The sequence below is a fragment of the Flavobacterium cheongpyeongense genome, assembly GCF_003202435.1.
Taxonomy (GTDB): Bacteria; Bacteroidota; Bacteroidia; order Flavobacteriales; family Flavobacteriaceae; genus Flavobacterium; species Flavobacterium cheongpyeongense.
On sequence record NZ_QJHK01000002.1, the window covers coordinates 464,703 to 488,595 of the forward strand.

Genomic DNA, 23,893 nt, shown 5'->3' on the forward strand with positions numbered 1-23,893 from the left:
AAATTGATGCAAGAATGTGTTTTAGCAAAAATACATTCTTGCAATTTTAAAAAACACTATGGAAACAACAATTGTAAGAGTTGAGGATTTGTCGCATCAATACAGTAAGGATTGGGCAATACAAAACATTAGTTTTGAAATTAAAAAAAATAGAATTCTAGGACTCTTAGGATCTAATGGAGCCGGAAAATCGACCACGATGAATATTCTTTGCGGCGTTTTAAACCAGACACATGGAAATATCTTTATTGACGGCATTAACCTGAAAGAAAACCCTGTGGAAGCTAAAAAACTAATTGGTTTTTTACCACAAACTCCACCTTTGCATTTAGATTTAACAGTAAACGAATATTTAATTCACTGTGCACAATTGCGACATGTTAAAAAAGAAGATTTACATAATGCTGTTGAAAGAGCCAAAGAAAAATGCGGTATTGCACATTTCAGCCACCGATTAATTAAAAACCTATCCGGTGGATACAGACAGCGTGTTGGAATTGCACAAGCCATTATTCATGAACCCAAACTGGTAGTTTTAGATGAGCCAACCAATGGGCTGGATCCAAACCAAATTTTAGAAGTTAGAAATTTAATTAAAAAAATTTCGGAAGATAAAGCGGTTATATTCTCCTCTCACATTCTTTCTGAAGTTCAGGCTACATGTCAGGATATCAGAATGATTGAAAACGGACACATGGTTTTCGCTGATACGCTGGATGCTTTCAACAATTATATCGTAGCCGATAAATTAACGGCAAGTTTCGAGAATCCGCCAACAATCGACGCCTTAACTGCAATAGATGAAATCACAGCAGCAGTTTATCTTTCTCCTAAAAAAGTACAGATTACTTTTAAAGGAACACAGGAAGTTGCAGAAAAAATTGTAGCACTTAGCGTTTCTAATAATTGGAAATTGCGAGAGATTCAATTCGAAAAAGTATCATTAGACGAAATTTTTGCCCAATTATCAAAAAAAGCGCCTGCTAAAAATTCACCTACTTCTTAAAAAATAAATAAATGAAAACAATATACAGAATAGCTAAAACAGAACTCAATACCATGTTTTATTCGCCTGTGGCGTGGGTTGTTTTAGTAATTTTTTCCATTCAGTCGAGTTGGAAATTCTTTGATACGCTGGAGCGATTTGAGAAAGCTCAAAAAATAGGAGAAGGTCTTGACAACATAACTCAAACCGTCTTTTCGGGTTTTAGCGGTCTTTTTACCGAAATGCAAAATTATTTATACTTGTATGTGCCTTTATTGACTATGGGACTCATGAGCCGCGAAATTAATAGTGGTTCTATTAAGCTTTTACTATCTTCTCCTATAAAAATTAAAGAGATTGTTTTAGGAAAGTTTCTTGCCATTGCAAGTTACTGTATCTTATTTATGGCAATTTTAGGAATTCAAGGAATAGTAGCGTATTTTTCTATAGAAAATGTAGACGCAACATTTATTTTATCAGGTCTTATAGGGCTTTACCTGTTGGTTTGTACGTATGCAGCCATTGGGCTTTTTATGTCCTGTCTCACCTCTTACCAAGTAGTAGCTGCAATAAGTACTCTAGTGGTATTGGCGGGTTTAAATTTTATTGGTACGCTATGGCAAAGTGTTGATTATGTTAAAGACATCACTTACTTTCTATCGATTGCGGGTCGTGCTAACCAAATGATTGAAGGACTTATTGTTAGTAAAGACGTCTTTTACTTTATTTTAGTAAGTACACTTTTTATTGGATTGAGTGTATTTAAACTACAAACAGGCAGGGATGCACAAACCACTTCAAAGCGAGTGCTGAAATATGCTGGCTTGGTGACTGTAGTTCTGGCATTGGGATACATTACCTCAATTGCTCCACTTACTTTTTACAAAGACATGACATTTACCAAAAGTAATACGTTGACCAAAGCTAGTCAGGATATTGTAACCAAGATAGAGGGACCAATAAAAATAACTACTTATGTCAATTTACTTGATATTAATTACTTCATGGTTATGCCATATTCTCATAATCAAGATGTATCTAGTTTTTCACAATATTCTCGATTTCTTCCTCAGTTAAAAATGGATTATGTCTATTATTATGATACGTCTAACAATACGGCATTGTACGATCAAAATCCAGGCTTAAATGACAAACAACTTGCCGAAAAGTTAATTGAAACGCAAGATATTAAGTTAAAAAAACTGTATTCTCCAAAAGAGATTGCCAAAATAATTGATTTGAAACCTGAACAAAACAGAGTGGTAAGAACGGTTGAGTACAATGGTAAAAAAACATTTTTAAGAATGTTCGATGACTTATTCAAAGTGCCCTTTGAAAAAGAGATTTCCGCTAGTTTAAAACGTTTGATAACGCCTCCTGTCAAAATTGTATTTACTACAGGCAACATGGAACGCAGTATTGATAAAAACGGAGATAAGAATTATAAAATAGGTTTCAACGAAATAACATTCAGAAATTCGCTAATAAATCAGGGATTTGATGTTGCGACAATAGATATTAATGCTCAAAATATTCCTGAACAAACTGGGATATTAATTGTTGCTGATCCTAAATCACAACTAAGTCAAGGCGCAATCGATCGTATCAGTAAATACATTGATCAAGGTAAAAATTTGATGCTTTTGGCTGAACCAGAAACCAATAGCGCATTAGCTGCGATTACTGAAAAGTTAGGTGTAAGCTTCACAAAACAAGCATTGGTTCAGCAAAGTGGAGATAACTCTCCGGATTTTTTAGTGACTGAATTTCAAAAAGGTATTGATACTACTTTGATTAAATTAAATAAGACCAGTTATCCAATTCCGGTAGTAGGTAGTAGTGGAGTTGCAATAAACAAAAATACAGGATTTAAAATAACACCTTTACTTAAAACCAATGCACAACCCGTTTGGGAATCCCCATTAGGAATTAATGCAATAACGGAGGAAATAAAAAGAAAACCATCTGCTAAATCAGTGCCTCTTGTAGTGGCTTTGACAAGAAAAATTAAGGGTAAAGACCAAAAGATAATTGTCTCTGGTGATGCAGACTTGATGAGCAATTCGGAATTAAATAGATCGCAAACGGGTACTTTTCAGTTTGTAACCGATGTTTTTACCTGGTTTAGTGATTATAAATTTCCAGTTGATACAACACGACCTAAAAGTATTGACAACACCATTACGATAAGCACAAACCAACTTTATAGTACTAAAATCATAATTATTGGCTTGTTTCCATTGTTGATTATGCTTACAGGTGCTTTTATATTGATCAGAAGAAACAGAAGATAAAAATTACCCCATTGGTGTCGTTAGAAATGATTTTCGATTTGTTTTTTGTCCCCCAATCAAAAAATACCCGAATTACTTTTTTAACGACTACCATTGGAAAAAAAATAAAAAAAATGACTAAAAAAAATATCATCTTTGGGATTCTGTTACTGTCTTTTCACGGTGCTTTTTCTCAGTTCAAAACAACAATTCCACTCGATAAAAACGTTACGACCGGGAAATTAAAAAACGGTTTGACCTATTATATTCTGCATAACGAAGAACCAAAAGACAGGGCGAGTTTTTACTTTGTTCAAAATGTGGGTGCCATATTAGAAGACGACAATCAAAACGGACTGGCGCATTTTCTGGAACACATGGCGTTTAACGGAACGGAACATTTTAAAGGAAAAGGCATTATCAAAATGCTGGAAAAAAACGGTGTTAGTTTTGGTAAGGACATCAACGCTTACACCGCTCAGGACGAAACGGTTTACAACATCAGTACTGTTCCGGTAACCAACGAAAAACTAATCGATTCTACCCTTTGGGTGTTACACGACTGGTCCGGTTCTTTATCTTTAACCGATGCAGAAATCGATGCAGAAAGAGGTGTCATCCGCGAAGAATGGAGAACCAGAAGAACGAGTGATTTCCGTTTAAAAATGCAGACCGATCCTGTTTTGTACAAAGGTTCAAAATATAGTAAACGCGATGTGATTGGAGATTTGGATATCATCAATAATTTTAAATATGCTGAATTGCGTAATTACTATAAAAAATGGTATAGACCGGATTTACAAGCTGTTATTATCGTTGGAGATATCGATGTAAAAGCCATGGAACAAAAGGTAAAAGCAATATTTTCTGGTATTCCTTTAGCTAAAAAAGCTACGCCAAGAACGTATGAAATAATTCCGAAACATGACGAATTGTATTTTGAAACTGCTTCAGATAAAGAAGCTTCTTCAACAGCTATTACTTTGCGTTACATCATAGACGAACCACTTATAAAAGATAGTCTTGTAACACGCAAAAACATCATGAACTCTTTTTATACCAGTATATTAAACAATCGTTTTAACGAACTACTCTTAAAAAATCAAGGTTCAAGCCTGAATTTAAAAACCTATTTTAGCGAAATTTCAAGATTAAATACCACTTATAATATTTTGGCTTTAGGTAAAAAAGGAAAAACGCTGGAGGCATTTGAAGAAGCCTACACAGAAGCAGAACGTTTAAAACGCTTTGGTGCGATACAAGCCGAATTAGACCGAACTAAAAAACTCTTTATAAGTTCTTACGATGATTTTATCAGTAATAAAGATAAAATTGACAATGAAACATGGGCAGATAAATTGACAAACTATTTCCTGAAAGCCAAACCATTCCTTTCCGCTGAGGATGATTACAAACTGATAACAGGCATTATTAAAAGCATCAGTTTAGAAGAATTGAATGCTTATGTGAAAACCATTCAAAAACCAACAAATCAGGTGGTTTTGGTAACAGGTTCTGATCAGGATAAAAATGATTTCCCAAACAAAGAAGCCGTTGTTAATGTCATGAAAAAAGTAGAAAACATGACTTTAGAACCTTATACAAAAAAAGAAAACAATGCGCCTTTAATAGAAAAAGAATTAAAACCTGCTGCCATCAAAAAAACATTTGAAGTAGCCGGAATAAAAGATGCCAAAGGATATATTTTAGAAAATGAAGCTAAAGTAATTGTGCTCCCAACAACGTATTCTCAGGATCAGATTGTTTTCTCAGCATTTTCAAAAGGCGGTAAATCTTTAGTAAAGACAGAAGATCTCGCTTCTGCCGAAATCGCAACTGTTATTGCAAGATCTTCCGGACTAGGGAACTTTGATAATTTAGGTTTAAAAGAAAAGCTCGCCGGAAAAATGGCACAGTCATCTCCATTTATTGGTGAAAATACGCAGGGATTCGAGGGAGGTTCGAATAAAGCCGATCTAGAAACGATGCTACAAATGCTTTATCTTTCTTTTGAGTCACCACGTTTTGATTCGAACATTTTTACTATTCTAAAAGAACAATATAAAAACAATTTAGAGAATATTAAAAACGACAATGAAAATGCTTTTAAAGAAGCTGTTGACTTAGCGAACTCGAACCAAAACCCACGTACGTTTCTGTTCAACGAAAAATTCCTGGAAGCTATTGATCTGAAAAAAGCTGAAAACATCTACCGTGACCGATTTAAAAATGCGGCCGACTTCACATTTATTTTTGTTGGAAATATTCCGGAATCAGGATTGGAATTGATTCAGAAGTACATCGGAAATCTAAAATCAAACCCGGCCTTAAAGGAGAATTATATCGATCATAACATCGAACCTAAAAAAGGAAAAACAGTCGTTCATTTTAAACGCCCAATGGAAGTTCCTAAGACAACTGTTTATTTAAACCTAACAGGTAAAACCGAGTACAGTAAAGAAAACGCAATGAATATTTATGTAATCGGGCAATTATTATCAAAACGATTCTTGCAGACCATCCGTGAAGAAGAAGGTGGAAGTTACGGGGTAAATGTTGGAGGCAATCTGGAACAGATTCCTTCACCAACTTTTAGTCTTGCCCTGACTTTTGACTGTAATCCTGATAAACAGGAAAAATTGATGCAGATTGTCTGGAAAGAATTAAATGATTTAAAGACGGTTCCGGTGAATGCAAATGATTTGGAGGACATTAAAAAAGCACTCCTAAAAAACAGAGAAGAATCGCTTAAAACCAATTCATTCTGGAACAGTACCATTTATAATAACACTTTAAATCAGATTCCGTTTTTACAGGATGAAGACTATAAAAATTTAATTTCTAAAATTAATCAAAAAACTATTCAGCAGTTTAGTAAGCACGTTTTGGATAGTTCTAGTAGTGTCGAAGTGATTATGAGTCCCGATCCCCAATAGGGATAATATGAACTTTAACATTCATTTTTTATTTTAAATTAGTTTAAAAAGGTTGTCCGAAAAGTAAGGACAACCTTTTTTTTTAACCCAGAATCCGTTTCAGACCTCGTAGCAAAACGGAATTATTCAATAAAAACAAGAGCACACGAACCATTTTTGTATAAAGATTACTTTTGCATTTTGAGTTTAAAAACAGAAGACCCAAGTTCAACGTGTCCTGAACTCCACTAAAAAAATAAACTCGGGAAAAAAGTTCTTATTTTTGCAGAAGGCATCGAAGATTTCATTTGACCAATATTGGTTTGAGATATCCGTTTATAGGTACTAACATTACAATTTCATTTTCTACTATTTTAATTTGTATTTCAAGTAAATCTAGCTGTTCAACAGTTAGCGTGTGGATAAGCATCCGTTTGTAAAAAGCGTCAAATCTTTTATCCAATTTGATATTAACTTAAAAACTCAAATCTGTATTCGCCATCGCCCCAAATGCCCGTTTTTTTCATTTTTTACTTCGTAACAGTTACAATATGGGCAATGCAAAACAGAAAGACTCAATATTTAGAAAATCCAGCAATATTATCAGGTAAAAACATTAAGGAGTATTCTTTTTTTTTTCCTATGAAGTGAATGAAGGACTACACTTATCAGCTCCTGAAAAAGTCATTATTAGTTACTATGTTATTTTCGATTTTTGAAATTTTTATTTGTTCAATTGCTTAAGGACATTTTTTTCTAAAATTCCATACGCAAAATGCTGTAGATTAATTAAAACAGAGGTGCCTTTACCAACGATGTTTCTAAATTTTGGTTGATCCGTTTGAACTACTTTGAGTATTTTTTCTGCTACTATTATTGGATCTTCTGCACTTTTTACTAATTCAACAGTAAATTTTTCAATCTTAGCCCTTAAGGAATTGTATGCCTCAATTTTATTTAAAGGAGACGCTGAGTTGTCCATAATGCTGGTTTTAAAAGCAGAGGGTTCAATCATAGCAACACTAATATTAAATTCATTCAACTCATAACGCAATGATTTGAAATAACCTTCTAAAGCGTGTTTAGAAGCAGCGTAGTAGGCAGCATTAGGAAAAGATACAAGCCCTACAATAGAACCTACAGTAATAATTTTACCAAATTTTTGTTTTCTAAAATGAGGTAATATTGCATTAGTTACCTTGATAGTCCCCCAAAAGTTAGTTTCAAATTGCTTTCTTCCTAAGTCAATAGGAATTTCTTCGGCAATACCTGATACTAAAAAGCCTGCATTGTTTATAAGGATGTCCAATTGAGGTATTTGTTTAAATAGCCTTTCTGAAAAAGTACTTATTGACTGTTCAGAATCCAGGTCTAATGCAATCATTTTGAAAGGTAACTCTGCCACATATTTTTCAGGGTTTCTACTGGTTCCAATTACATTATAACCATTTTGATGTAGCTTGTTTGCGATTAACAGACCAAAACCTGATGATGCACCTGTTATTAAAATTGTTTGTTTCATAATTATTTTTATTTTATTAATTGGTTTAAGTTGTTTTAGACTTTTTAGTCTATTTTACTAACTGTTTTTACTGATCATTTTAAATAAGTAAGCGGTTTTAAATAGACTAAAAAGTATATTTTTAGATCAAAAAAAAATTAGGTTGAATCCTTTCCCAATTCCTTTTTAGATTTTATTAATACCCTACTTTTGTTAATTCTCTAGCCACAAATACATCATCAATATTAGCTTCTGAAATTCCCTTTTAATTATAAATAGAAGCGGCAGTTTCTATAATGAACTGTTTTGTTCTTTTAGCTTTTGCTAACATGTCGATATAATTTTACGAGGTAAAAATATACCAAAAAGTTTATTTTGTAGTCTGTTTTAATCTTTTTATAAATACTTTAACTTTTATAATGCTAACAATGTTAAATTAACCGGAATTATTTATAAAATCCATTTTCCTTAATCGATTTTTTCTTTTTAGTGTTTTCAATATCTTTTTGTATTTCAGCACAAAACCAAACTGAAGGAGATCTGATTGCTACTGTTTCTAAAAAAACAAAGCCTTTAAATTCTCTGGATATAGATTCTTTATATGCCATAAAAAACCTGTTTTATGACATTTTATCTGTGGCTAACAGAGCATAAAACTAAATTTACGGCTAGTAGGTTTAATTATTATTTAATCCAATTAAGGTAATTTATCTTTTTAAATTATGAGAGATTCTAACTTTTTTAGTGCAATGAATTTTTAATCTTAAGGAAGACAAATGTTAAATAATAAATTGAAATTTATGCAAGACCGTTTAAAAATAAATTCTATTCAAGAGTGATAAATAAAAAAAAATCAATATTGATTGGTTGTGATGATACTTTGATTTTAACTCAGGTATTAAATGCCCTTACTGCAATCTCTGAATTTGCATTTTCTTATATTACTGTATTAAGAGCTATTGATTTAGTGAATACTGCCAAATCATTAAATCCTGACTTAATCATTATGTGTTTTAGAAGAAATCAACACATAATAAACAATAATCTTTCTAATTTAAGTAAGATTGAGACTCCCATTTTATGCCTTAATCAAAATTATGAATGTGAATCCAATTGCTGGTCAAAAAACTGCATTATTTTCTCGTATCCGTATAAACATCTAAACAATATTGACTTTTTGAATTACAGAATAAAATCTTTATTTAAATTCAAACCAGATGAAATCCAACAAAACGCTACAAAATCATTTACTGGAAAATTTTCACAAAACAACACGAGAGAATTAAGCCATTATGTAATGGAACTTGATCAAAAAATAGAAATATTACAAAAAGTAAAAACTCGTATTTCATCTCTTTACCCCAATGTAAATGACTCCATTCGAAAAGAACTAATCTCTATTGTCAACTCTATAAGAACAGTTGCCAACGATACTAAAATTTGGGATGATTTTAAAATTTACTTTGAACAAGCAAATCCCAATTTTTTAGTAAAACTAGCCCAAAAACATCCTTCTCTAAGTTCAAAAGATCTAAAATATTGTTGTTATATAAAAATGAATATGAGTAATAATGACATTACCAATCTCCTTGGAATCAACCAAAATAGTGTAAGAACCCATAAATACCGTCTAAAGAAAAAGTTGACTTTAAAAAAAGAACAAGATATTATTTCATATTTAAGAAGCGTATCTTAATTTTATAAAGTACAATATCCTTTAGCCTCTATTTTTATATTACTTACAGGTTCAACCTGGCAGTATTAATACCAGGTTTCCCAGATTAAAATTTGCTGATTTTTTCATTTCTTTTCTCCTTGATTCCCATCAAAACTGAAAACGTATTACCGAGTACATCATTCGATCCAAAATGGCATTGACAATTGTTTTTTCTTCAAGTCATACCAGCTTTTATTGGTAACTGCGAACAAAATAAGGAGCTGTTTTTTTTTGAAATTCAAGTATTAAAAAAATATTTATTCTTTTAGCTGAACCTGTTTAAATTTCAAGTTAAACCTGAACACTACTCATTTGCATTCCAAAAAATGTCTACATTTTGTCTACAAAAAAATGTCTTTTTAAAAAAAATGTACACGAAACGTATATAAGTATTTCATTACAAATCAAAATAACAAGTTTACATTTACCTAATAATAATTAAGTCAATACCCTTCTTTATTATAGATTTTTGTTTTAAATAAAAAAAAGTTTATGCTAATGCAATCACTCCAATTTACTGCTAATGTTCTTGATCAATATATCAGGAATAAGTTTCAATTGGATGAAAGCAAAGTGATTCTAAACAATATTATAGATTCTAATGGTTCAATACCTACAAAGAATGAAAACAAAATAGTGGTAACCTTAATCAATATTGAACAAGAAACATTACAGCCTTTTTATGTCCGAAATCAAAAATTACCTAATGGAAATTATGGTGAATTAAATCCTTCGCAACGATTTAATTTAGATTTATTAATAACATCCAATTTTGACGATTACAATGAATCACTGAAATTTTTGAATGCAGTTATTCAATTTTTTCAATCTCATGTTGTGTTGGATGCGACAGCTTTTTCGAATATACCAAAGAATTTAAACAAACTCGAATTTGAAATTGAAAAGTTAAATTACAATCAAATGCACAGTTTGTGGACAGCAATGGGAGCTAAATACCAACCCTCGATAGTGTATAAAGCACGTTTGATAACCATTCAGTCTTATGAAAACGAAAGCTTTACTGCTGCTATCAATAAAACCGAAAATAATTAATACTAAACCGTATGAATAGCCAATACAATATCGTTTTTTCTATACAGGTTTTTCATGAGTATTTTGAAAAAGAGATATGTAAATATATTGATATTCAACCCAATAAAACTACAGCAAATAGTATTAACCGATATGGATTTAAAATAAATCGAAATGGAAATACTTTTGAGTTTTACAGCAATGTTCCTAAAAACATATCAGACTATTTAAATTATATACAAGCTAATAGCCAACAGGACTGTTTTGAATTTGATCTAACCTCAACAGATTCTAACTTTACACTATATACAGAACTGCCAACAAATTGGACTGATCAATTTATTTACACAAGTTCTAATACGGTCTATGAAAATCAAAAATTAGTTTTAACTGCAGCGAGCATTCCTAGTACAAATTCGGCTATCATTGGTTCTGTAAAAATTTATTTTAAAGATATAATAGCGCTGCTAAGTACAAATAATGAATGTAATTATACCATTAAATATGAATCTAGAGCTACACAATGGAGATATTACATTATCAATAAAAGTGAAATTCCGCTTAATAATCCTGAAATAGTGAGTAAAATTCCTGTTGATTTTGAGCAGGCAATAACTGTGACACTCCAAAATGGCAATAGAGCAGTACTCTTTTCATCTGGTAAAAACTTAATGAAAATGAGTGAAATAGCAAAATACCAATTTGATTTGGTAGATAGATCAACTATGAGTAATCAAAAAGGAAAAACAATCTTTAAAGGTTTACCAAACCCTAGCCCAAAGAACATTGGTATTGAGGAAGAAAACAAAGAAAAAATAGTTACATCCTCCATGTATGTGTATATATAATTAATTAATAAAATAAATATGAAAAACCATGATTGAGTCTAACATTAAATCACCAGGTGTCTACATTAATGAATTAAATGCTTTTCCTAATTCAGTAGTCCCTGTTGCCACCGCAGTACCCGCCTTTATTGGCTATACTCCCACAGCATCGTATGAAGGAAAATCATACACAAATGTGGCGCAAAAGATCACTTCTTTTGCCGAATTTCAGGCTATTTATTGTTTTCCGGATCCTGCTCCTCCTGCAAGTCCTGCCAAACAATATGCTCCGGAATATTATATGGTAAAACAAAAAAGTCAGCCAACAAAAGGTGATTATATGCTTATAGACAATGCATATTACTCTATTGTTCCAGACCCAAATACTATCTATTATTTGTACAATAGTATCAAATTGTTTTATGAAAACGGTGGTGGTGATGCCTACATTGTATCCGTAGGTCCTTATGGTGCCCCTTCAAAAAACCCAATGAATCCTGGAGACCAAATTATAAATCCAAATGTACAATTAGCTGATTTACAAAATGGTTTATCCTTACTCTTAAATGAACAAGAACCTACCATGTATATCTGTCCAGAAGCAACACTACTTTCTGTAGATAACAATGGTACCTTAATGCAGCAAATGTTATTGCAATGCACCCAAACACAAACAGCTGTTGCTATTTTTGACATTATAGGAGGACGCAATCCAGACCCTATCATGTATCCAAACGATATTGAGACGTTTAGAAACAATACAGGTTCACAAGGTTTAAATTACGGAGCAGCTTATTATCCTTTTATAGGAACAACAATAATGCAAAATCAGGATATAGACTATACTAATTTATTTGGTGGTGATACAAAACAGCTTGAAGCATTATTAAATCCTGCAGATAATCCAAACCCAAGTGTGGCAAGCATTATGACCAACATCAACAATCCATCTTCAGGGCTTAGTGTGACGCAAAATAACAATGCTTTAATAAATGCTAGCAAAACCTATAGCCTTATGATTAAGCATATCTTGTTTGATGCTAATATTTTACCTCCAAGCGGTGGAATGGCTGGAGTTATTGCTACAACAGATAACCAAGAAGGAGTTTGGCAAGCTCCAGCAAACACTTCTATAGTGGGAGTCTCATCTTTACCTATTCGTTTATCGGAAACACAACAAGGTAGTCTAAATGTAGATGCTGTTTCTGGAAAATCAATTAATGCCATTCGCTTTTTCAATGGTCTGGGAATTTTAATTTGGGGAGCCAGAACTTTAGATGGAAATAGTCAAGACTGGAGATATCTTCCGGTTAGGAGAACAATGACCTTTTTAGAGCAATCCTGTAAACTAGCGGCTAATGCTTATGTTTTTGAACCAAATGATAAAAACACCTGGGAAGCAGTAAAAGCAATGATTGGAAGCTTTTTAACTTCTATTTGGAAAGAAGGTGGACTCCAGGGTGCATCAGCTTCAGACGCTTTTTCTGTTGCCTGTGGGTTAGGTACTACTATGACTTCAGAAGATATTTTAAATGGATTTATGAAAGTAACTATCAAAGTAGCTATAGTTCGACCAGCTGAATTTATAGTACTAACTTTTCAACAACAAATGGCTACTTCTAGCTAGACAAATAAACACATAAATAAAAATTTTAATCAATCTAAAAAATAAAATATTATGGCAGCAGATGACGGAAGCGTAGAAGGCGCAACATGGCCCATGCCAAAGTTCCGATTTGAAGTAGATTTAGGAACTGAATTAACAAAAGTAGCATTCCAGGAAGTATCCGGAATGGATGTAGAAAATCAAATCATTGAATATCGAAAAAGTAATAGCCCGCTTTTTTCAACAGAAAAAATGCCAGGCATTACAAAGTACGGAAACGTTACTATGAAACGAGGCGTTTTTGTTAACGACAATAGTTTTTGGGATTGGCATGCACAAATAACGATGAACACTATCAAAAGACGAACTGTTATTATTCGTTTATTGGATGAAAAAGGTGGAACAACTATGCAATGGCAATTAAACAATGCCTGGCCTACCAAAATTACAAGTACCGATTTAAAATCTGATGGTAATGAAGTAGCGGTAGATACAATAGAAATTGCACACGAACAATTGGTAATTACTAATGGCAAATAATTATCCAGTAGGTTTTTACTTCGAACTCTCTTTTAAGGGTGAAGATGCTGCGTTCAAAGAAGTATCAGGCATCTCAAAAGAGTTGAGTATGGAAGAGGTAGTATGCGGTGGGGAGAATCGATTTAAATATCGTCTCCCTACTATTACCACTAGTCAAAACCTAGTACTCAAAAGAGCACTCATACCGGAAGGTTCTAAATTAATTGACTGGTGTGCAAGTACCTTAGACGAAGGTCTGGCTAATGCCATAACTACACACGATGTTTCGGTAAGTTTGTTTAATCCTGATGGCTCCATTTCGGTAATGTGGACATTTTACAATGCATATCCCGTAAAATATTCTGTTTCCGATTTAAAGTCACAAGAAAATGAACTTGTAATAGAATCTATCGAATTAGCCTATACTTATTTTGTCATAACACCCGACACCTCAATTGCCGATTTATTTGCTTAGCATATGCCAATAGAAATCAGAGAATTAATTATAAAAACTGAAATATCATCAAGAGATAATTTCAAAGACAGCAATGCTAAAGAAGCAGAAATTCAATTATTAAAAAAACAATTACTTGAAGAATGCAAAAGAATGATTGCAGAACGAACAAAAAAAAACAGCTATAAAAGATAAATACAAACACTATGGGGGCGAGTTTAGAATTAATGAAAATAACAGGATATACAGACGAAAATTTTCAACAGGCTTTCCCAGGTCAACCCTATACTGTTATGATTAATCCAGAGACAATAAAATGGCAGAGAGGTATTGAATATAATGAACAACAAGCACCCAATACCAGCGCTCCTTCTCAAAAATACAAAAGCACTCCGGTAGAAAAATTAAACTTTGATATCGTAATAGATTGTACCGGAATCGTAGACTCTAAACGAGTTGATATGAATCAGGAAATTAGTTCTTTAGAAAGCATCATTTACACTTATAATGGTAAAATTCACCGACCTAATTTTGTAAAAGTACAGTGGGGCAAAAGTCTTGTATTTAAAGGTGTTTTAAAGTCTATGGACACCTCATATACCTTGTTTAAACCCGACGGTAGTCCCTTAAGAGCCAAGTTATCATTAGGCTTTTCAGAGTATATTTCACCACAAAGTGTAGAGGAATTAGATGCAAAAAAATCACCCGATATTACCCACTTGATAAGTGTAGTAGAAGGAAATACACTCCCGCAGCTATGTGAACAAACCTGGAATGATGATTCCTATTATATACAAGTAGCACAATATAATGAGCTAAATAAATTTAGAAACCTAAAAGGAGGACAAAAATTAATATTTCCCCCAATAATTCAACCCGTATAAATGGCAACTCAAACAGAAATTGCGTCTGGAAACACCGCAACATTTACTATAAAAATTAATGGTACATCAATTCCTAGTGAATTGAATGTGCTATCTGTACATATAAATAAAGCTGTAAATAGAATTGCAATTGCAAAAATAACCATCCTTGATGGAGAAGCCAATACCGGAACGTTTGATGCCAGTTCGTCCTCAACTTTTGTTCCAGGTGAGAAAATAAGCATTGAATGTGGTTATGACTCTAAAAATGAAATTGTTTTTCAGGGAATCATCACAAGCCAGTCCATTCGTATTGATGAGATTGTAGGCTCAGCACTAGAAGTAGAATGCAGAGATGAAGCAATAAAAATGATTGTAGGCAGAAAAAGTCTAACCTTTAGTAAACAGAAAGATAGCGATATCATATCTTCAATCATTGGAACTTATTCGGGTTTAACGGCAAAAGTCACAGCAACTACTACCAGCTGGCCTGAACAAGTACAATACTATGTGAGCGATTGGGATTACATTATGGCTCGCGCCGAAAGCAATGGAATGCTAATTACCACCCTTAACGGAACTGTTACTGTAGCTCCTCCTGATGCAAATACCAGTCCTGTTTTAAATGTATCCTACGGAAATGGTTTGATGCAATTTAATGCTACAATGAATGCTATTACACAATTAGACACTGTAAAAGCGAGCAGCTGGGATTATAAAAATCAGGCTATTGCATCAATGCAATCCACTAATAATGTAGCAGGACCTGGCAATATCTCGTCCAAAAAACTTTCTGAAGTGGTGGGTTTATCGGAATATCAAATACAGACCACTGCCCCACTTGAAAATGCCGATTTGACAAATTGGGCAAAAGCACAACTCATAAAAAGTGAGTATTCTAAAATTCAAGGAGAAGCAAAATTTCAAGGTACTAATTTAGTCAATCCTGGCAATTATATCACTTTAACCGGACTTGGTGATCGCTTTAATGGAGACCATTTTATTTCTAGTGTTACTCATGATTTATCCGAAGGAAACTGGATAACCGAAATAAGCATTGGTCTTTCTCCACTTTGGTTTACAGAAGAACCCGATGTTATGGCTCCTTCTGCCTCTGGTTTATTACCTGGCGCAAGAGGCATTTTTAATGGAACTGTAAAAAAAATAGACAGCGATCCCGATTCACAATACCGAATATTAGTAACTGTTCCGTTATTTGACACTAATGGAGAAGGTATTTGGGCCCGCCTATCTAATTTTTATTCTACAAATGGTGCCGGTGTTTTCTTTTTACCCGAAGTAGGTGATGAAGTCATCATTGGTTTTTTAAACGAAGATCCTCGTTACCCAATTATTTTAGGAAGTGTTTACAGTAGTTCTAATTTAAAACCTTACGAAGGCTTAACTCCTAATGAGAAGAATAGTATTAAAGCCATTGTCTCAAAATCTAAAATTGCGATTGAATTTGATGATGAAAATGTAGTCTGGACGCTGAGCACTCCCAATAAAAACACCATAATTGTTAGCGATAAAGACAAACAAATTACGATTAAAGATCAAAACGATAATAGTGTAGTGATGTCTAGTAGCGGAATTACCATTAAAAGTGCTAAAGACATAAATATTGAAGCTACTCAAAATGTCAATATCAAAGGAAATCAAGGCGTTAGTATCGCTTCATCTGGAGGTGATGTTGCCATAAGTGGATTAAATATAAAAGAAACAGCACAAAGCCAGTATACAGCAAAAGGAAATTTAAACGCCGAAGTACAAGGTGGTGCACAATTAGTCCTAAAAGGGGCTATGGTAATGATAAATTAGAAGTTGACTTTAAAATTTCACAATCCAAATAAATAAGATATGCCACCAGCAGCAAGAATAACCGATTTTCATCAATGTCCAATGCAAACACCTGCATTTCCATCTCCTATTCCACATGTAGGAGGCCCTATAATTGGCCCAGGAGAGCCTACTGTTTTAATTTGCAAATTACCCGCAGCAAGAGTTGGTGATACGCTTGTGTGTGTGGGACCTCCGGATTCTATTATAAAAGGTTCATCAACTGTAATGATTGGTGGCATGCCCGCTGCAAGAATGGGGGACTCAACTGCACACGGAGGAAGCATTGTATTAGGAGCTTTAAATGTAATAATAGGTGGATAATAGCAATTTTATAACTAAAGAAGAGAATCATTTTTTAGGTTCTGGATGGTCCTTTCCTGTTACTTTTTCAGCAGGAAATCACCAGTTGAATCTCTCTGGCTATGAACAAAATGTGAACGAGTCAATTAGAATTATTCTGCTAACAAATACTGGAGAACGTAATTTAAATTCAAGATTTGGATCAGGACTTCAACAGTTTTTTTTTAGAAAAATGGATGAGACATTAAAGGGAGAAATTGCAGATGTAGTTCGTTTTTCCCTATTACATAACGAACCCAGAATAAGCATACTCGATATTACAGTTGCTTTTGCTTCTATTTTATCCGGATTAATCGAAATACGAATTGTATATGTTTTCAATCAAACCAATACAAGACACAATTATGTTTTTCCTTTTTACATAAAAGAAGGAACCAATTTAGGGAGCAGATAAATGAATACATTGAATCAAAATACTATTTTAACCTCGGTCGAAGCGGCATTGGTTCCATCATCAAATTTAATTGATGGGAGAACCGAGAGCGACTGGCTAAGTTTTATAGCAGATTTTGCTTCACTTATTAATTTTTATGATGCCAACAATCAAATAAACGGAAACTGGACTCCTTTTTTACTAAAAGACCCTATCATTATTGTGGCTTCTATTGCAAAGACAAATGTCACAAAACAGCACTCTCTTTTCCTAAACAGCTGTTTGCATATAGAATCATTACTTAGAGATGAAAACAATACCAAAATAAGCGAATTAATTCATTCATTGTTTGAACAAATATTTCAATTGTTTCTAAAACTAGAATATTGGATACGATTTTTATTAAAAACCAATCAGGAATTTAGTCTCAAAAAATATCTATTTTACCAGGTAGAACACATTTATAGTGCTCAATTTTGGGCTTTATTATCACTTCGCAGCCAATTAATTTTACATAAAATTATAGCAAAAGTAGAAAGTGTTGACTTATCTGTTTTTCAAAATGCAGATGCAACAATTTGGCAGCTAAATAAAGACAAAAAACCATATTGGGAAATACTTGATTTAGAGGACACTTTTGTTAAAAACAAAATTATTGACTTTATTCACGCCTTAAAAAATACTGGTAATCAACTATTTACCTTCATGACTACAATTACACAGCATGCCAAAGCTTCTTTTGAAAAATTAAAAGAAACCAGAAGTCCTTTTCCTGATACTATTTTGATACGCACTTTTATTCAATTGTTGATGCATCATCGCCAACAGTTAAATGAAATTTCTCAAAAACATTTGGATTTTTATTACACAGACATTCTAAAACAGTATATAAAAAATGCACTCCCTGATAGCGTATTTATAGCCCTAAATTTGAGTAAAAAAAACAGTACTTTCCTTTTACCAAAAGAGAGTTCATTTGATGCTGGCCTTGATGCCAGTAAAAATCCTATTATTTTTTCTTCAAATGAGAATGTGTCTTTAAATCCTGCCACAATAGTATGTGCAAAAACATTAGCGGTAACAACTATAGAAAACACTTCGTCTAAACTTTATTTACAAAATATAGCTACTCCCTCTCAATTACAAAAGGACGAAACTGGAAAAATAGAAGGTTGGTCTATTTTTGGTAATAACCAATCTCCTGATGCTACGAATGTTTCTCTAGGCATTGCTTTTGCTTCTCCATTATTATATGCAAAAGAAGGTAATAGAATAATTCAAGTAACGATCACTTTTAATGAAGCAACCGCTTTTCAATTTTTGAATACAGATAATTTTTATCTAAGTACCAAAGAAAATTGGCTTAACGTACCCGTTTCTATTCAAGAGAGTAATAGTACTAATTCATCACTAACTTTAAACATCACATTAGATACTACACAACCAGCCATTGAAACATTTACAAAAAATCCTGACGGTTATGATTCAAAATGGCCTTTATTAAAAATTGTATTTGATAGTTATACAAATAATGTTTCAATCCCCATTATCAATACAATTGAATTTAAAGTAACCGTTCAAAATAATAATTCTCTTCAATTGTACAATGATTTTGGTGCTTTAGATCCTAAAAAGCCTTTTGAATTGTTTGGACCAACTCCAACGATTAATAGTAGTTTTATAATTGGCAGCAACGAAATATTTAGTAAACCCTTGCAATCGCTTGCAATTGATTTAACCTGGGATACTTTGCCTAAAAGTTTTCAAACCTATTACCAAGAATACAATACTTATCTTTCCAGCATTCCTTTAACTCAAAACCAATTGGTTCCAAACACTTCAAAATCGAATGGAATCATTAAAAAAATCGAAAACGTAATAAAAGAAGTTGCGAAAATTACCATCGGAATTATAAAAAAGCTGTTAAATACTATCATTGAACTATTGAAAGAAATAGTACAATTGCTAAAAGATATTTTGGGCATCGTAGATCCAAATGCTACAACCCCTTTTAACAATACGTGTTTTACTGTTGATTTTGAAATACTGAATAATTCAACCTGGAAAAATTTCAACATGCTGAACCAAGGAATATCTGTTGACGAAGAGGATAATATTAAACCTGCTCCTTATTGCGTAAACGAATATTGTGTACCACAAGCAGATAGTACGGCTAATTTATTATTCAGTACGGACAGTGAAGCAAAAAAATGCGAACTAACTACTAAAAGTTTCTTTAGTTATTCCGCATCAAACGCCTCTACAACTCAAGTTTCATCTGACCCAAACATATCTCAAACAACAGAAGTCCTTACTACTTCTGAAACAGAAACAACTACTATTGCTATTGATCCAAATATTCAAAATTCAGAATTATTTTTTACAGAAAAAAGTGATTCTGGATTCTTAAAAATGGCATTGTCAGGTCCAAATCCTTATGGTTTTGGCTTTGAAATATATCCGGAAATTGTAGCCAATACAGCTTTACAAAATGCGCTTCAAATTTCAAAAACATTTACTGATTCAAAAAAAATAGCAGCTCAACCCAAGCTCCCTTTTTCACCAAAACTAAAAACAATAACGGCTAATTATTGTGCTCTACAAAAATATGACTTAACTCAAACAAATGATTTTCCCCTGCAATGCTATACGTATGCTCCATTTATTAATTACTTAACTTATGATTCGGCAACCATAGTTCCTGTTTTCAATTACAACGTTGGCGATAACAATATAAACAGTTCCCAAATAGCAACAGGAATTCCTGTAATCCCTGATTTGCATAATTACAAAGGTTTTTTATATATTGAATTAGAAGAAATTATTGCTCCAAATGTTATCAATTTCTATGTAGAATTGGGCAGAAAAGAAGGCAATATACCAACGGATACAAAGTCCGACTATTATTATTTGAGTTCTTCTGGTTGGCAACTCTTGCCGTTACTTTCAGACAGTACAAATAACTTGAGCTGTTCAGGCATTCTTGCTTTTAATTTCCCTAAAGATATAAGTAATAAGACCCATTTAATGAACAGCAAAAACTATTGGATTTGTTTGGCCACCAAAAGTGAGATTGCTAATTATCCAGAAATTACTTTTTTAAAAACAAATGGTGTATTATTAACTCGTTCTGGAAGTGAATATTTAGTAAATACAAGCGAACCAAAAATCGATAGTGACAGCATTAGTAAATCTCAAAATGCCATCCCAGAAATTGCCAATATTGTACAGCCTTTTGCTTCATTTGGTGGAAAAGCAATGGAAAATAACAATAGTAAAAATAAAAGAGTCAGCAACAGATTAAAAACAAAAGATAGAGTTGTAAATCTAATGGATTATTATAGTACTATCCAACAAGAGTTCAACGACATTTATTATTCCAAAGCAATTTATGGCAATAAAACAATTAGTGTGTATGTGATAAAAAAAGTCATTAATATCAATGACTATAATGCTTTTGCTCCAATGATTAGCATTTGTGAGGAAGAAAAAATACAACATTACCTTAGCGAGCGAACCTCAGCATTTACAACAGTTACCGTTGTTAACTTTTCATTCTTAACCGTTACCATAAACACCTCAATAACAATTAATTCTGACTATGAATTTGAAGGTGTGCAAAAAACAGTAAATGCCGCATTAAAATTATTTTTATCGCCTTGGATTGCTACAAAGAGTCCACAAATTACAATCGGAGAAAATCTAAAGGCTAATGATGTAATTCAATTTATTAAAACTATAGAAGGGGTTAGTAATGTAAGTAATACATTAAGTTTCAACACCAGTCAACTTTCTAAAACTGGAGATTTTATTGTACAAACAGGCCTTAGCGAAATACAATTGGATCAAAATCCAGAATTAATAATCGCTTCCAATATAAATCATATTATTAATGAAAGAGATTAATTACATAATAGATCAACCGCTTCCGATTACTCAGAATTTCAACTCTTTGAAAGAGGAAGGACTTGCTCATATTCAAAAAGTAAGCGGAAACGAATGGACCAACCTAAATCCAAGTGATCCAGGTGTTACTATACTGGATCAACTATGTTATGCATTAACGGAATTAGGCTATTGCAATGATTTTCCAATACAAGATATCCTAACCAATTCAGATGATAAACTGATTTTAAAAGATCAGTTTTATTTACCCGAAGAAATATTAACGACTTCTCCACTTACGGCAAAAGACTATATCAAATATATTGTAGATGAAGTGAGCGAAGTTGATAATGTAGTGCTAGTACCAATACAAAGTACACTTTCTTATATAAAAGGTGTTTACATGCTTTATTTATCAATCGATCCTAAAGTAGATGACCCAACTTCTATTACAACTATCTGCAATACCGTTTTCTATAGATTAAATAAACGTAGAAATATAGGGGAATTATTTCTAATACCTTTACCATTAAAAAAAACAACTTACATTTTAAACGGAAAGCTAGAAATTAGTAATGAAGTTGCACTTTCAAAAATACTTTCATTAATAGAAAGCCAAATAAACAATTACATTTTTCCAAAAGTAATTCGTGAAAATGATGATCAACTTCTACTTGATGGCAAAAGCACCGATGCCATCTATAATGGTCCAGAGTTGAGAAATGGATGGATAAGTGATGCTAATTTAGGCAAAAAGAAAGATTACATAACTAGTCAGAATCTCATTACTATTATTGGGTCGGTTGAGGGAGTAATCAATATTCAAGATCTTCAAATTAATGGTGTAAAGAGCGGTGATTTTGTAACTTCAGCGACTTATGAATTACTCTCTTTCGATTTGAGTTCATTAGAAATTATTTATACTAATGTCAAAAATAATAGTTTAACTACTTCATACGAATCGCTATCAAAAATTGATACTTCATTTGCTAATTTGATAAATAAAGGATCTAAACTCCCTAAGGGAAAATTCCGAGATATTAATTCCTATTATTCGATACAAAATACCTTTCCAGAGATATATGCAGTAGGTGAAAACGCGATTAATTCTAACGCAAGTGATTTTCAAATAGCGCAATCTCGTCAATTAAAAGGTTACCTTACTCTGTTTGATCAAGTATTAGCAAATCAGTTTTCACAATTAGCCAATATACCTCAACTATTCTCATTCAAAAACGGTATAACCGGTACACCTTCTGAATTAAAAAACTTTTATGTTTCTAAAACACCATATGAAAAAGAGCATCTTGCATATCCTGCACCTTATTTGAGTTTCTCCCCTACTTATTTTTATCAGTCTTTATATACTATTCCTAATATAAAACCATTGCTTAAAAATAATGATGCTTTCAATTTCAGTCTAGAAGCCAGGGCTAAAAGTGTAGCGGAAGAAATAAGCTGGAACAAATTCAAAAATGATCCTTACAATTCTTACATAAGAGGCTTACAGAATCTTATTGAAGACGAAACTATCAATCTGAACAGGAGAAATGAAATGTTAGATCATCTACTAGCAAGACATGGAGAATCTCCATTATTGATAAATACAGTGATTGAAGGCTCTGTCTATACAGGAAATAGTGCTAAAGATAAAATCATTATCAAAAGTTTGTACCTTCAAAATTTAGGATTGCTTTCTTATAATAGATTTAAAGGATATAATTATCTGGGGGCAAAAAAAATTGAAGAAATAAAACTAGCATTACCTTTAAATATAGAGCAATTATTAATAGATGTTGCTTCTGTTCGTTTTTATTTAGAATCTGAAAAAGATAGCACTATTCCAAAAAATGAAAAGTTTGAAAATGATTTCATATTTAATACCAATAAAGTCGATCAAATTGAAAAAATAAGAAAACAAGATTTTATTAATTATGCGGCGCTAGAATTACAACTCAACATTTTATTGAGTTTGAAAACACCTTATATTAATTACCTAGAGAACGTATTAAATAATTTAGAAGAAAAAAAATGTACGTTTTGTGAAAACACGCTACAACAAACTGAAAAATGTCAGGATTGTAAGAATCAGTTAGAACAAATTCAGCAATGTTTATGGTTTTTAAAAGAACGCAAAGGATTGGTTTGCATTGAAAATTGCTTATTATATCCATTTGATCATACCATAGTAATCACACCATCTATTGAAAAGGGGCCTTATTATAAATTGAAGGATTCCCTATGCTATGCTGAGACCTTAGCTTTGTACACTTTCCTAGAAAACGCTAATGCAATTACCATAGACACTAATTCAGACTCTGGTGAAATTGTTCTTACTATAGATACTATTACTTATGAACTTCTTTCAACAACGCAAACAACAAGTATAAACTGGAAACAGACTGCTACTATTGCATCTGATTATTTTTTTGGAATGAATTTCGAAAATAGCCCTGAAAACTCAGAATGCATAGAAACTATAACTTTACTTTTTCCTGATTACATCCCTTATTTCAACACCGATTATTTTAAGAATCGATTGGATACATTCTTGGAAAACACCTTGCCAATTGAAGTTTCCTACAGCTATCGTTTTGTAAATCAAGAAACTTTAAACAGCTTCATTCCGGCCTATACTGATTGGTACAACAATTTAATATATAACAATTCAGCCTATAAAAAAACTACCGACACCGCTACTGCATTGTTTAACATTATAAATAATATACCTAAAATATAAT

General features: G+C 32.5%; 18 protein-coding genes. 16 read left to right on the forward strand and 2 right to left on the reverse strand.

The genetic code is table 11. The features are described 5' to 3' along the window. The first annotated feature begins 58 nt into the window (after positions 1-58). From DMB65_RS03910 to DMB65_RS03920, 3 genes are all read left to right on the forward strand, one after another. Positions 59-1,006, forward strand: a complete 948-nt coding sequence (locus DMB65_RS03910) for an ABC transporter ATP-binding protein (protein ID WP_110305355.1) — start codon at positions 59-61, stop codon at positions 1,004-1,006. Between the two features lie 11 nt (positions 1,007-1,017). Beyond that, positions 1,018-3,279: a Gldg family protein gene (locus tag DMB65_RS03915; RefSeq protein WP_110305356.1), complete on the forward strand. Its 2,262-nt coding sequence runs from the start codon at positions 1,018-1,020 to the stop codon at positions 3,277-3,279. A 113-nt stretch (positions 3,280-3,392) separates the two neighbouring features. Beyond that, positions 3,393-6,194, forward strand: a complete 2,802-nt coding sequence (locus tag DMB65_RS03920; protein WP_165834852.1) for a M16 family metallopeptidase — start codon at positions 3,393-3,395, stop codon at positions 6,192-6,194. A 703-nt stretch (positions 6,195-6,897) separates the two neighbouring features. On the opposite strand, the gene DMB65_RS03925 is transcribed toward DMB65_RS03920, so the two are convergent. Together DMB65_RS03925 and DMB65_RS22085 are read right to left on the reverse strand one after the other, a co-directional pair. Beyond that, the gene (locus DMB65_RS03925; protein WP_110305358.1) at positions 6,898-7,695 is read right to left on the reverse strand and encodes an SDR family NAD(P)-dependent oxidoreductase; all 798 of its coding nucleotides are present in this window, start codon (positions 7,693-7,695) and stop codon (positions 6,898-6,900) included. Between the two features lie 425 nt (positions 7,696-8,120). Further along, positions 8,121-8,282, reverse strand: a complete 162-nt coding sequence (locus tag DMB65_RS22085; protein ID WP_165834854.1) for a hypothetical protein — start codon at positions 8,280-8,282, stop codon at positions 8,121-8,123. 227 nt (positions 8,283-8,509) lie between these two features. On the opposite strand from DMB65_RS22085, the gene DMB65_RS03935 reads away from it, so the two are divergent. The 13 genes from DMB65_RS03935 (at position 8,510) to DMB65_RS03990 (ending at position 23,892) form a co-directional block, all read left to right on the forward strand. Then, complete coding sequence (locus tag DMB65_RS03935) at positions 8,510-9,370, forward strand: helix-turn-helix transcriptional regulator (RefSeq protein WP_110305359.1); 861 nt, start codon at positions 8,510-8,512, stop codon at positions 9,368-9,370. Positions 9,371-9,889: 519 nt separating this feature from the next. After that, a complete protein-coding gene (locus DMB65_RS03940) occupies positions 9,890-10,444 on the forward strand; it encodes a DUF4255 domain-containing protein (protein ID WP_230470593.1) in 555 nt (184 codons plus the stop codon). Between the two features lie 11 nt (positions 10,445-10,455). Beyond that, entirely contained in the window at positions 10,456-11,271 is an 816-nt protein-coding gene (locus DMB65_RS03945) for a hypothetical protein (RefSeq protein ID WP_110305361.1), read from the forward strand. Between the two features lie 28 nt (positions 11,272-11,299). Continuing rightward, positions 11,300-12,877, forward strand: a complete 1,578-nt coding sequence (locus DMB65_RS03950) for a phage tail sheath family protein (RefSeq protein WP_165834856.1) — start codon at positions 11,300-11,302, stop codon at positions 12,875-12,877. A gap of 51 nt (positions 12,878-12,928) precedes the next feature. Next, on the forward strand, positions 12,929-13,396 hold the full coding sequence (locus DMB65_RS03955; protein WP_110305362.1) for a phage tail protein: 468 nt from the start codon (positions 12,929-12,931) through the stop codon (positions 13,394-13,396). After that, positions 13,386-13,850, forward strand: coding sequence for a phage tail protein (locus tag DMB65_RS03960; RefSeq protein ID WP_110305363.1), 465 nt, complete (start codon positions 13,386-13,388; stop codon positions 13,848-13,850). The genes DMB65_RS03955 and DMB65_RS03960 overlap by 11 nt, the downstream gene beginning before the upstream one ends. Before the next feature lie 3 nt (positions 13,851-13,853). Next, on the forward strand, positions 13,854-14,024 hold the full coding sequence (locus DMB65_RS22090; protein WP_165834858.1) for a DUF5908 family protein: 171 nt from the start codon (positions 13,854-13,856) through the stop codon (positions 14,022-14,024). Between the two features lie 11 nt (positions 14,025-14,035). Further along, on the forward strand, positions 14,036-14,713 hold the full coding sequence (locus DMB65_RS03965; RefSeq protein WP_230470594.1) for a CIS tube protein: 678 nt from the start codon (positions 14,036-14,038) through the stop codon (positions 14,711-14,713). Then, a complete protein-coding gene (gene vgrG, locus DMB65_RS03970) occupies positions 14,714-16,513 on the forward strand; it encodes a type VI secretion system tip protein VgrG (protein ID WP_110305364.1) in 1,800 nt (599 codons plus the stop codon). A 39-nt stretch (positions 16,514-16,552) separates the two neighbouring features. Then, positions 16,553-16,855, forward strand: coding sequence for a PAAR domain-containing protein (locus DMB65_RS03975; protein WP_110305365.1), 303 nt, complete (start codon positions 16,553-16,555; stop codon positions 16,853-16,855). Continuing rightward, positions 16,848-17,288 carry a GPW/gp25 family protein gene (locus DMB65_RS03980; RefSeq protein ID WP_110305366.1) on the forward strand — a complete coding sequence of 147 codons (441 nt, stop codon included), beginning with the start codon at positions 16,848-16,850 and terminating at the stop codon, positions 17,286-17,288. Before DMB65_RS03975 ends, DMB65_RS03980 begins: the two co-directional genes overlap by 8 nt. Beyond that, entirely contained in the window at positions 17,289-21,173 is a 3,885-nt protein-coding gene (locus tag DMB65_RS03985) for a hypothetical protein (RefSeq protein WP_110305367.1), read from the forward strand. Further along, a complete protein-coding gene (locus DMB65_RS03990; RefSeq protein ID WP_110305368.1) occupies positions 21,160-23,892 on the forward strand; it encodes a hypothetical protein in 2,733 nt (910 codons plus the stop codon). Before DMB65_RS03985 ends, DMB65_RS03990 begins: the two co-directional genes overlap by 14 nt. Position 23,893: the final 1 nt, after the last annotated feature.